This is a genomic window from Salinicoccus sp. HZC-1, assembly GCF_046736035.1.
In the GTDB taxonomy this organism is placed as follows: Bacteria; Bacillota; Bacilli; order Staphylococcales; family Salinicoccaceae; genus Salinicoccus.
On sequence record NZ_CP177130.1, the window covers coordinates 1,245,307 to 1,257,961 of the forward strand.

The following is a 12,655-nucleotide window of genomic DNA, read 5'->3' on the forward strand; positions in this document are numbered from 1 at the left end:
TTGTGTAGACATTAATTAAAAACTGCTTGAATTTTTCAACTTTTCACTCTAATATGTTATCTTATACGGTAATTCTGAAACAGGAGGTCTAATGACAATATGAAAATAGCTTTACTTGGTTTGGGTACAGTCGGAACTGGTGTCGTCAATGTACTCGAAAACAACAAAGAAAAAATCGCCAAGCTCACTGGTGAGACACTCACCATCAGCCATGTTCTTGTCAATAACGTTGATAAACAGAGAGAAGTGGAACTGGGCGGGGCGATTATTACAAATAATATTGATGAAATTCTTTCGGATGACACTATTGATATTGTCATTGAAGTAATGGGCGGTATTGGAGATACGAAAGACATTCTAAATACCTTTCTTGAAAAAGGGATCCATGTTGTAAGTGCAAATAAGGATATGCTTGCAGAACATATAGATGAATTGGCTGAAACAGCAAATAAAAACGATGCACAGCTGCTTTACGAGGCGAGTGTTGCCGGCGGCATACCGGTCATCCATGCAATCGAGAACAGTCTGAACAGCAACCAGATCACCAAGGTCATGGGTATTTTAAACGGGACGACAAACTACATCCTGTCCAAAATGACGATTGACGGCTGGGATTATGACAAGGCGCTCGATGATGCAAAAGCTAAAGGTTATGCCGAAGCGGATCCGACAAACGATGTGGAAGGCATTGATGCACAAAGGAAAATAGTGCTCCTTTCACGGCTTGCATATGACAGGAAAGTGGATATAGCGGAAGTCCCGGTGACAGGTATCAGCGGTGTGGACATTGCCGACATTAGAAATGCGGACAATGAAAACCTGACACTGAAACTGCTGGGTAAAAGTGAATTCAGGGATAACACGCTCTCCATCAGCGTCGAGCCGATATTACTCCCGTCCGATCATCAGCTGGCCGGTGTGAACTATGAAAAAAATGCCGTATTTGTAAACGGCAATGCAATCGGGGAAGCCATGTTTTACGGTCCCGGTGCGGGGAGTCTGGAAACAGCCTCGGCTGTCGTGTCCGACTTGATCAATGTCATCCGGACTAAAGCGGCCAGACAGATGAATATCGCCCCTGATACGCCGGCGGAGATCAAGTCAGGCGGGAATTCAGGCGAATATTATATCAGGCTGAAAAGCAATGAATCGGAGGATAAGACGGCGTCCGTATTGAATGATCTGTCCATCGGATTCAGCCGTATAGAGGCGGATAAGGACTTCGTCGTACGCACTGAAACCATCGACAGTGGGAAGCTTGATGCACTTAGACAAAATGATGCCATCACGGTTGAGGCATCATATCAAATAGACGGAGTTGAGTAGAATGGTAAACTGGCAGGGACTCATAAATGAATATACAGAATATCTTCCGGTCGGAGAGGAGACGCCCCGGCTGACTTTGCATGAAGGGGATACGCCGCTGATCAGACTGAATACGCTGAGTGAAAAATACGGTTCTGAACTTTATGCAAAATATGAAGGGGCCAACCCTACGGGCTCATTCAAGGACCGGGGCATGGTGATGGCTGTGGCCAAAGCGAAAGAACAGGGCGCGCATACTGTCATCTGTGCCTCCACGGGCAATACTTCCGCTTCTGCAGCAGCGTATGCGTCACGTGCAGGATTGAATACGATCGTCGTCATTCCGGAAGGGAAAATTGCGCTCGGCAAACTCGCCCAGGCGATGATGTACGGTGCCAAAATCGTTTCGATCGAAGGCAACTTCGATGAAGCGCTTAAAATCGTCCGCAAGATTGCAGAGGAAAAAGATCAGATTGAATTGGTGAATTCTGTGAACCCGTACAGGCTCGAAGGCCAGAAGACGGCAGCATTTGAAATCGTGGACGCACTCGGGAAGGCGCCGGACTATTTAACGATTCCTGTCGGTAATGCCGGAAATATTTCCGCATACTGGAAAGGATTCAAGGAATATAAAGATTTAAAAGGTTCGGACCTTCCTAAGATCTATGGCTTTGAAGCAGAAGGGGCAGCGGCAATTGTGAATGATAAGATCATTGAACAGCCCGAGACGGTGGCGACAGCCATCCGCATCGGTAATCCGGCAAGCTGGGACCTCGCAGTGAATGCACGCGATGAATCCGGCGGGATGATCGAAGCGGTCTCCGATGAAGAGATTCTCGATGCCTATGAATATCTGGCGGCAACGGAAGGTGTATTCGCCGAACCGGGTTCAAATGCAAGTGTTGCCGGCATGCTCCGTTCACTGGAAAACGGAAAGATAGAAAAAGGGTCCACGGTTGTTACCGTATTGACGGGCAACGGTCTGAAAGACCCTCAGACTGCCATCGATCAGATCACTCAAAAACCAAAAGTATTGCCGAATGATGAGCGTCAGATCATAGACTATATCGAAAGCATCACTGAAGATGGCAACGCATCAGTTTAAAGTCCCTGCCTCCAGTGCAAACTTAGGGCCGGGATTTGATTCGATCGGTATCGCCCTTGAGAAGTTCCTCTATATCGAGGCGCACCCGAGTGATGCATGGCATGTAGTGTTCAAGGATGAGTATTTGAAAGTTCTGCCGGATGATGAATCCAATCTGGTGGTCCGGACCGCGATAGACACTGCTGCAAAATACGACAAGGAAATGCCGCCTTTGAAGATCTATATGGGCAGTGAAATTCCGCTGACCCATGGCATGGGCAGTTCTGCTTCCGCAATCATAGCCGGCATCGAGCTGGCCGACCGCTTCTGTGATCTGAATCTAAGTGATTTCGAAAAAGTGTTCCGGGGCAGTGAAATCGAAGAACATCCGGATAACGTCGGACCGTCGGTTACGGGCGGCCTGTTCGTCGGATATTACAAAGACGATGAACTGTTCTATAACACACTCGACCTGGAAGGTCTCGAGGTCATCATGAGTGTACCCGAATATGAAATTGATACGAAGGAAGCGAGAAACGTGCTGCCGGAATCATATAAGAAACAGGATGCAGTCGATCAGAATGCGATCAATAACGCCCTGCTCATGGCGATGCTCTCCAAAGATTTCAAATCGATGGGACAGCTCATGATGAAAGATCTGCTCCACGAGCCTTACCGCAGGCAATTGATCAAGGAGTATGAAGCGGTTAAAGGCATCGCTTTGGAGAATGGTGCCTACGCTACGGTGATCAGCGGGGCGGGGCCGTCTCTTTTGACTGTATGCGGCGAGCGTGACACCGAGAGAATCCTTGAATCGCTCCATTCGGTGCCCGGCTGCATACATGAGAGCATCAGACTTCATAGACAGAAATAGAGAAATCCCGCAGGGTTTTGCTGCCCTGCGGGATTTCTCTATGCGGACTGATTGTTTTTATCCGTTGTATTTTTTAACGACTTCCTCGAATATATCATAGGAGCGCTTTTGGGCATCTTTGTCATAAATGTAGCTGACGGCCATGATTTCGTCAACGTTGAACTGACTCTGGAATAATCTCAGTTTTTCAAGCACTGTGTCCGGCTGTCCGAGCATTGCTACAGGGAATCTGCTTTCAACAGCCTGTTTTTCGTACGGAGACCATATAGCGTCCATGTCATCCACAGGCGGCTGCAGTTTCTTGCGTCCGCCGCGTATGACATTGAGTACAAATTGGGACATTGTCGTTCCCAAATATTTCGCCGCTTCGTCCGTGTCTGCACAAATGACATTCAGGCAGGCGATTTTATAAGGTTTATCCAGCTGGTCGGAAGGTTCGAATTCTTCTTCGTATATTCTGAAAGCATCTTCCATCTGGCCCGGTGCAAAGTGTGCGGCGAATGCATAAGGCAGTCCCTGACGTGCTGCGATATGGGCTGAATCAGTAGAAGAACCAAGGATATACATCGGAATGTTCGTACCGTTTCCCGGAAATGCGACCACCTGTGTCTGATCATCCGACAAATATTTCTGGATTTCTTCCACTTCAGATCCGAAAGTATAAACACCGTCATGATTATTCCTTCTGATGGCTGCGGCTGTTCTCATATCCGTGCCGGGTGCACGTCCCAGACCGATATCGAGCCGGTCGCCGAATATCGCCTGCATCGTACCGAATTCTTCGGCGACGATCAGCGGGGAGTGATTCGGCAGCATGACACCGCCGCTGCCCACACGTATTTTTTCCGTGTGGTGGAGTATATGGTGGATCAGTTGTCTTGTAGCCGATGAAGCGATGGATGTTGTATTATGGTGTTCTGCCACCCAGTACCTCGTGTAGTCAGAGTCATCAACGTGTTTTGCGAGTTCAATCATATCGCTGATGGCGTCACTTACATCATGGCCTTCACGCACCGGTACAAGATTAAGCAGAGATGTGGATAATTTCTTTGGCATAACTGATAATTCCTCCTTTTAAAATATAATTATCAGCCAAAGGATTTATTTTGTCTAATAAACGGTTTGGAAAGTAGTGAAAATAACTATTCCATGTTAAAATCATTTAGTGTATAATAATAATATTTGAAAAATGGAGGGTGAATGGCAGTGGAAGTATATGCAGATTTTGCAGCAACGACACCAATGGACAAGGAAATAATGGAAAAAATGTTTGCGAATGCAGATGAATTTGGAAATCCATCAAGTATTCATAAGATAGGTAAGCGTGCAAAAGCCCAACTGGAACACTCCCGCAGGGAGATTGCCGGTTTATTGAATGCATATCCTTCTGAAATCACATTCACCAGCGGTGCCACCGAAGCGAATAACCTCGCAATAAGAGGCGTTGTTTCAAACTATGATCATCCACACATCATAACGACGGCAATAGAACATGCCTCTGTGCTGAACACTTATGAGTCTCTGGAAGATGTGGCTGATGTGACATATATCCCGGCAACGGAAAAGGGCGTGATCGACAAGGAAGCATTCAAGGCCGCTTTGAGAGAAGATACGGCGCTTGTTTCAATCATGCTCGTAAACAATGAAACCGGTGTAATGCAGCCGATCTATGAAATTGGTGAAATCCTGGCAGGACACAATGCCCTGCTTCACGTGGATGCGGTCCAGGCATTTGGACATATGGGTGTCGACGTGAAAGATTTCGGTGCTGATCTGCTGACTTTAAGCGGTCATAAAATATACGGCCCGAAAGGCGTCGGTGTCCTGTACAGAAAAAATGATGTCATATTAAATCCGATGATTACAGGCGGGTCACAGGAGAAGGACCGCCGCAGCGGCACTGAAAACAACCTGTTCATATACGCGATGGCCGAAGCGATGAAAAAAGCGGATGATGAAAGAACGATGCGCAGCATCAAGGAGATGCAGCTCAAAGAGAAATTCCTGAACACGCTGACGCATGCGGAAATACCATTTGAAGTGAACGGGGACGTCAACCAGGCGGCAACCCATATCATCAATATCCATTTCCCGTGGACGGAGGCGGAGTTTCTGCTTACAGCACTGGATATGGCGGATATCTATGTATCCAGCGGTTCGGCATGCAGTGCCGGAACGGTGGAGCCGTCGCACGTGCTCGAATCGATGTACGGGGAGGACGCGCGTGTAAAGAAATCCATCCGGTTCAGTTTCTCCCATCTGATGGAGGAAGAAGAGATAGACGCAATCGTCAATGCACTTAAAGAAATATATGAAAGATTATTTATAGAAAGTTAGATTTGAAAGGAATGTTAAATTTGGATAACTCAAAAATTACCGTAGTTGTGGGTATGAGCGGAGGTGTAGACAGTTCTGTCACTGCAAAACTACTGAAAGAGCAAGGATATAATACAATCGGAATATTCATGAAGAACTGGGATGACACCGATGAATTCGGCGTATGCACCGCCACAACGGACTATGAGGATGTAAGGCTTGTTGCTGAAGAGATCGGCATTCCATACTACTCTGTAAACTTCGAAAAAGAGTATTATGACAGAGTCTTCAAGTACTTCCTCGATGAATACAAAAAGGGGAGAACACCGAATCCCGATGTAATGTGCAACAAAGAAATCAAATTCAAGGCCTTTTTGGAGCATGCGATGAAACTCGGTGCGGATTATGTGGCAACAGGACATTATGCACAGGTCATCCATGATGAAAATGGTGTTACGATGCTCCGCGGTGTCGATAATAATAAAGATCAGACATATTTCCTGAACCAGCTCTCAACGGAACAACTATCAAAAGTGATGTTCCCTCTGGGCCATATGAACAAACCGGAAGTCAGGGAGCTTGCACACAAATATGATTTGGCGACGAAAGACAAGAAAGATTCCACAGGCATCTGCTTTATCGGTGAAAGGGACTTCAAAGAGTTCCTGAGCGGATATCTGCCGGCAAACCCCGGACGCATGATCGAAATGGAAACAGGTGAGGACAAAGGGCGTCATGACGGTCTGATGTACTACACAATCGGACAGCGCCAGGGTCTCGGCATCGGTGGAGACGGCGGGCCTTACTTCGTGGCGGGTAAAAATCTTGAGACGAATGAATTATATGTCGTTGCAGGCTATGATAATCCGGCACTCAGCTCCTCCAGCCTGGAAGCTTCCGAACTGAACCTGATCAATGACATGCCGGAAACTTTCGACTGCACTGCAAAATTCAGATACCGTCAGGAAGATGTACCGGTGACTGTAACACGGATGGGTGAGGACCGGATCAAAGTGGATTTCCATGAACCGGCACGTGCGGTTACGCCCGGACAGGCGGTTGTCCTTTATGACGGAGATGTATGTCTTGGCGGTGCAACGATCGACCGCGTATTCAAAGATTCTAAAGAACTGGAGTATCTGGGATAATGACACTTGATTATGAGAGACTGATAATAGACGGCAAAACAGAAGAAGCGATAGAAGCGATTTTTACAGCCATTGAGAAGGAGCCAGAAGAAGAGGCGCATTATATCAACGGCGGGAACATGCTGCATAAAGCGGGGAAGGATGAGGAGGCGGAACGCTTTTTCCAAAAAGCGATTTCCTTGAACTCCGGCAGCACCAGTGCCTTTTATTCCCTCGCTAATCTCTACTTCGACCATGAGCGTTTTGAAGAGGCTGTCCGCCTCTACCTGCTTGCCTATGCAAGAAACGAGAATGATGCGGATCTGAATTTCATGCTGGCGATGTCCCATGTACACCTGGGACAGGCGGAAAAAGCGATACAGTTTTTTGAAGCGGCACATAATGCGAAGCCGGACGATCTGGTAACCAGTTTCCAATATGGACTGCTGTGCTGCCAGATGGGACTCTATGACCCGGCTGAAAAATTGCTCGGCAAAGTGATTACGGAAGAAAAACATGCGGATGCAGAATATAATATGGGGCTGCTGACACTCATGAAATACGATGATAAAGAAACTGCGATCAAGCATTTTGAAAATGCTGCAGAGATTCAGAAGGATCATAATCTTGCGCATAATGCAATCCAGAAGTTGAAAGAAACCGAGTAAAAGTTGCCGCTAAGGAAAGTGATTTTGCATGGAACAGTCAACAATTTATGATGATATCTATATCATAGGAGAAGTGGAGCGCGTCATATTCATGAGTGAACAGACGCGTTTTGCCGTCCTGAAAGTGAATATCAGTGAGACGAACACCCATTTCAATGACGAAGCCATTGTGACGGGGTATTTTCATGCCGTGGCGGAAGGGGACTCGTACCGCTTCTCCGGTAAAATAACCAACCATGCGAGATACGGGGAACAGTTCAGTGCAGATTCGTTTAAAAAGGAGCTTCCCAACACTGTAAGGGGCGTCATTCAATATTTATCCGGCGATACATTTCCCGGCATCGGCGAGAAGACGGCAAAAAAAATCGTGGATGCCCTCGGTGTGGACGCCCTGGAAAAGATTTCGGATGATGCTTCTGTTCTGAGAGATGTCGGCGGACTGCCGAAAAGCAAAATTGAAATGATCCACAGGACGATTCTGGAAAACAGACAGACCGAGCAGTCGGTGATCAAACTGACGGAACTCGGTTTTGGTCCCAGAATGAGCGCCAAGATCTTAAAGATCTACCAGGATGATACGATGAACATCATTGAAAAAGAACCCTACAGACTGGTGATGGATATCGAAGGCGTCGGATTTGCGACTGCAGACAAAATTGCGTTGTCCTCCGGCATCACCATGGATGATCCCGGCCGCCTGAAAGCAGGAATCATGTATGTGATGGAAGCGACAGTGATGGGTGACGGCCACACTTATATCAAAATGGAGCAGCTGATCGAACTGACGGATGAGCTGCTCTCCAAAAACGGTGTGCGGCATTTCAATGATGAGGAAATTACGAATGCGGTGGAAACTCTGGCCGACCGGGACCAGCTGATCCAGTATTCCGGCCGGATCTATATCCCTTCATTGTTCTACTCTGAATATAAATCTTCCGAGCAGATCTACCGCCTGATCAATGACAGGACTGATATTTCGATCAGTGAGGAAAAAGCTGGCGACATGGTGGCTGAAGTCGGCGAACACTTTGATATCGCCTACAACACGAAGCAGAAGGAAGCGATCATTTCTGCATTGACCAAAAAGATATCGATAATTACAGGCGGGCCGGGGACAGGCAAGACGACGATCGTCAAAGGAATCATAAATGCCTACCACCGCCTGCATAAGCTCAAGGATTATGACGAGTATGAATCAGATGAGTACCCGATCCGGCTGATTGCACCCACCGGGCGTGCTTCCAAGCGCCTGAGTGAAACTGCGGGCATAGGTGCTTCGACGATCCACAGGCTGATCGGATGGGGCATGGATACAGGCAAGGACGAAATCATCGATGCAGAGATTGATGCGGAACTGATCATCATCGATGAAATGTCGATGGTCGACACATGGTTGTTCTATCAGTTCATGAGAAACGTCAAACCTTATACGATCCTGGTGTTTGTGGGAGACCGGGATCAGCTGCCTTCTGTCGGGCCGGGGACAGTGTTCAAAGACTTGATTTCTTCGGATGTCGTTCCGGTCACGGAACTCGATACCATCTACCGGCAGGGAGAAGGTTCATCAATCATCAGACTTGCCCATCAAATAAAAACCGGCGAACGGATGAACATTACGGAAAAATTCAGCGACCGCCTGTTTATTCCGGCACGTATCAACCAAATCCCGGATCTGATTGAAAATGTGGTGGATAAAGCAGTTGGCAAAGGTTACGACATGCGGGATATCCAGGTTCTCGCGCCCATATACAGGGGCAATGCCGGTATTTCGAAGCTCAACCAGATACTGCAGACGATATTGAATCCTGAAGAGGAAGATAAAAATCAAATAGAATTCGGTGATGTCATTTTCCGTGAAGGCGATAAAGTCATCCAGCTCGTCAACCGAGGAGAAGACAATGTCTTCAATGGTGACTCGGGAATCATCGAATCCATATTGTTCAAAGATCAGGATGAAGCGGAAAAAGATACCATCATGGTGGATTTTGACGGCATTCATATTGCCTATGAACGGAAAGAACTTACAGAGCTGTCCCATGCCTACTGCACCAGCATCCATAAGGCACAGGGCAGCGAATATCCGATCGTCATCATGCCGGTCGTTAAAAGCTACCGTCATATGCTGATGAAGAATATCGTCTATACCGGAATTACACGTGCCAAGGAATCACTGATCATCTGCGGTGATTCAGAAGCCTTCTATGACTCACTGGAACGTGAAGGAATAGAGCGGAATACATCACTCGAAGAAATGATCCATTCTCTTTTCGGCATCAGTGAAGAGAAAGAGGATGTCCCGAATGCCCCTGAAGGTGAAGCCCTACTGACAGAAGAAAACATGATGGAAATCCCGGCAATGATCAATATGGGCGAAGTCTCGCCCTATGATTTCAATTGACATGGGGCCGTTATATAACTATAATCGAAATCAAGTGAAAATCGGATTATTAAGTTGGCGAAGCGCACTTTCAGAGACATTGTGGCCGGTGAAAACAATGATGCATCCGCTACCGTGCTGTAATCCGGTACAACGTGATAAGACAAGAGTGATGGCTCCGGCCATAACTTGGGTGGTACCGCGGTTTAGATCGTCCCATATTTTTGGGGCGGTCTTTTTTATTTAATAAATCATAATTCTGGAGTGATATGCATGAAAAAAAGAACAGGTAATGAATTAAGAGATCTTTTCCTTGAGTATTTCAGCAACATGGACCATATGGTGGAGCCGAGTGCACCGCTTGTCCCGATAGATGATGATTCGCTGCTCTGGATCAACTCAGGCGTTGCGACATTAAAAAAATATTTTGACGGGCGCGTGACCCCTGAAAATCCGAAGATCGTCAATGCACAAAAAGCGATCCGCACAAATGATATTGAAAACGTCGGTTTCACAGCACGGCACCATACATTCTTTGAAATGCTGGGCAACTTCTCTATCGGGGATTACTTCAAAAAGGAAGCGGTCGAATATGCATGGGACTTCCTGACGAATAAAGACTATATCGGATTCGATCCGGACCTGCTTTATGTGACCATCCATCCAGAAGATGAAGATGCATTTAAGATCTGGAATGAGACTATCGGGCTGTCTCCTGAGCGGATCATCCGCATCGAAGGCAACTTCTGGGATATCGGCGAGGGGCCTTGCGGACCAAACAGTGAAATCTTCTATGACCGCGGACCATCATATGAACTGGATTCACCTGCGGAGGAATTATATCCGGGCGGGGAAAATGAAAGGTATCTGGAAATCTGGAATTTGGTATTCAGTGAGTTCAACCACAATAAAGATGGCTCCTATACACCACTGCCGAAGAAGAATATTGATACGGGCATGGGGCTGGAGCGTCTTGCAAGTGTCATCCAGGACGCGCCAACGAATTTTGATACCGATCTGTTCACACCGATTCTGGCTTCACTTGAAAAGATCAGCGGTAAGAAATACGGCGAGGATGACCAGGTGGATACAGCATTCAAGGTGATCAGCGACCACATCAGAACAGTAAGTTTTGCAGTGGCTGACGGTGCCCTGCCATCAAACGAAGGCCGCGGATATGTGCTCCGCCGCCTGATCAGACGTGCAGTGCGTTTCAGTAAAGATCTGAATATCAAACGCGCCTTCATGTATGAGCTGGTGGATACAGTGGCGCATGTGATGGGCGGTTTCTACAGCAATGTGGAAGAAAGAAAAGATTTCATCAAAGAAGTGATCAAAAAAGAAGAGGAACGGTTCCTGGTTACCCTTGATGAAGGCATCCGCATTTATGAAGGGTTGCGGGATGCAGCGAAGAAAAAGGATTCTGTAATCAATGGAGAAGACGCATTCCGCCTGTATGACACATACGGCTTCCCTTATGAACTGACTAAGGAATATGCTGAAATTGACGGTCTTGAAGTGGATGAGGAAGGGTTTATCCGCGAAATGGAGCAGCAGCGGGAACGGGCACGCAGTGCAAGAAAATCCGGCGAATCCATGCAGGTTCAGTCCGAAACGCTTGCAAACATCACTGCACCGAGCGAATTTACAGGCTATCATACGAAGAAAGAAGAAGCGGTGCTGTCTTATATCATTAAAGAGGATAACGCACTGGATTCCCTGAGTGAGACGGGTACCGTCGAATTGATTTTCGACAGGACGCCGTTCTATGCAATCAGCGGCGGACAGGTTGCGGATAAGGGGACGATCGAGAGCGGTGAAACAAAACTCGAGGTGACTTCAGTATATAAAGCGCCAAACGGACAAAATGTCCATGTCGCGAAGCTCATCAGCGGTTCCATCAGTACGGGCGAAACGTATACACTTACCGTCAGCCGGGAAGACCGCAACTTCATCATTAAAAACCATACTGCAACGCACCTGCTGCACCAGGCACTCAAAGACACGCTGGGCGATCATGTGAACCAGGCGGGGTCCCTTGTTGAAAAAGAACGTCTGCGTTTTGACTTCTCCCATCTGGAAGGGTTGTCCAATGCGGAACTCAAGACGATCGAGGAGATTGTAAACGAGAAGATCTATGAAAGCCTGGGCGTCAGGATTTCCGAAATGCCGATTGAAGATGCGAAGGCAAAAGGTGCAATGGCTTTATTCGGTGAAAAGTACGGCAATATTGTACGTGTCGTTGATATCGATGAATACTCGGTTGAGCTGTGCGGCGGAATCCATGTGAGAAACACTTCGGAAATCGGACTCTTTAAGATAGTTTCCGAATCAGGCATTGGTGCGGGTGTACGCAGAATCGAAGCGGTGACGAGTAAATTTGCAGTTGCAACATATAAAGAAAAAGAAGACAAACTGGTTGAAATTGCAGATACGCTCAAGGTGAAAGAAAACCAGGTCACTAAAAAACTGAATGCTGTGCTTGAGGAATCCAAGGCCTTGAAAGAGGAGAATAAATCGCTTAAAGTATCCAGGCAGGATGAGAATATTGCCAATATTAACGAGCTGGCCGAAACGATCAGCGGCGTCCGTGTAATCTCTTCAGAAGTGTCTGCCGACAATGCAAAAGAACTGAGGGAAATAATGGATAATGTCAAATCCAAAGCACAGGATGCGATTATTGCCCTTGCAGCGGTAAATGAAGATAAGGTGTCACTTGTGGTCACTGTGCCAAAAGAGCTGACGGACAAAGTCAAAGCCGGCGAAATAATGAAAGGCATGGCTGGGGCTGTTGATGGAAAAGGCGGGGGCCGTCCTGATATGGCACAGGGCGGGGGTACGAACCCTGCAAATTTAACAATTGCATTACAATTCGTTAAAAGCCACGTTAAAAGTTCATTATAG

Annotated in this window: 9 protein-coding genes; 8 read left to right on the forward strand and 1 reads right to left on the reverse strand. The window is 47.1% G+C overall.

The genetic code is table 11. From position 1 onward, the window contains the following. Positions 1 to 99: 99 nt before the first annotated feature. Genes ACKRAT_RS06200 through thrB form a run of 3 tightly spaced genes read left to right on the forward strand, consistent with a single transcriptional unit; the run spans position 100 to position 3,263 of the window. The gene (locus ACKRAT_RS06200) at positions 100 to 1,326 is read left to right on the forward strand and encodes a homoserine dehydrogenase (RefSeq protein ID WP_411844226.1); all 1,227 of its coding nucleotides are present in this window, start codon (positions 100 to 102) and stop codon (positions 1,324 to 1,326) included. A 1-nt stretch (position 1,327) separates the two neighbouring features. Next, positions 1,328 to 2,410, forward strand: coding sequence for a threonine synthase (gene thrC / locus ACKRAT_RS06205; protein ID WP_411844227.1), 1,083 nt, complete (start codon positions 1,328 to 1,330; stop codon positions 2,408 to 2,410). Beyond that, positions 2,391 to 3,263 (forward strand): homoserine kinase, encoded by an 873-nt coding sequence (thrB, locus tag ACKRAT_RS06210; protein WP_411844228.1) that lies wholly within the window; start codon positions 2,391 to 2,393, stop codon positions 3,261 to 3,263. The genes thrC and thrB overlap by 20 nt, the downstream gene beginning before the upstream one ends. Positions 3,264 to 3,320: 57 nt before the next feature. Here thrB and ACKRAT_RS06215 read toward each other — a convergent pair whose 3' ends face one another. Continuing rightward, positions 3,321 to 4,319: an LLM class flavin-dependent oxidoreductase gene (locus ACKRAT_RS06215; RefSeq protein WP_411844229.1), complete on the reverse strand. Its 999-nt coding sequence runs from the start codon at positions 4,317 to 4,319 to the stop codon at positions 3,321 to 3,323. Positions 4,320 to 4,469: 150 nt separating this feature from the next. Between ACKRAT_RS06215 and ACKRAT_RS06220 the strand changes: the two genes are divergently transcribed. The 5 genes from ACKRAT_RS06220 (at position 4,470) to alaS (ending at position 12,655) form a co-directional block, all read left to right on the forward strand. After that, positions 4,470 to 5,600, forward strand: coding sequence for a cysteine desulfurase family protein (locus ACKRAT_RS06220; RefSeq protein ID WP_411844423.1), 1,131 nt, complete (start codon positions 4,470 to 4,472; stop codon positions 5,598 to 5,600). A 20-nt stretch (positions 5,601 to 5,620) separates the two neighbouring features. Next, the gene (mnmA, locus tag ACKRAT_RS06225) at positions 5,621 to 6,727 is read left to right on the forward strand and encodes a tRNA 2-thiouridine(34) synthase MnmA (RefSeq protein WP_411844230.1); all 1,107 of its coding nucleotides are present in this window, start codon (positions 5,621 to 5,623) and stop codon (positions 6,725 to 6,727) included. Next, the gene (locus ACKRAT_RS06230; protein ID WP_411844231.1) at positions 6,727 to 7,374 is read left to right on the forward strand and encodes a tetratricopeptide repeat protein; all 648 of its coding nucleotides are present in this window, start codon (positions 6,727 to 6,729) and stop codon (positions 7,372 to 7,374) included. Before mnmA ends, ACKRAT_RS06230 begins: the two co-directional genes overlap by 1 nt. A gap of 28 nt (positions 7,375 to 7,402) precedes the next feature. Beyond that, positions 7,403 to 9,772 (forward strand): ATP-dependent RecD-like DNA helicase, encoded by a 2,370-nt coding sequence (locus ACKRAT_RS06235; RefSeq protein WP_411844232.1) that lies wholly within the window; start codon positions 7,403 to 7,405, stop codon positions 9,770 to 9,772. A gap of 252 nt (positions 9,773 to 10,024) precedes the next feature. Further along, positions 10,025 to 12,655, forward strand: coding sequence for an alanine--tRNA ligase (alaS, locus tag ACKRAT_RS06240; protein WP_411844233.1), 2,631 nt, complete (start codon positions 10,025 to 10,027; stop codon positions 12,653 to 12,655).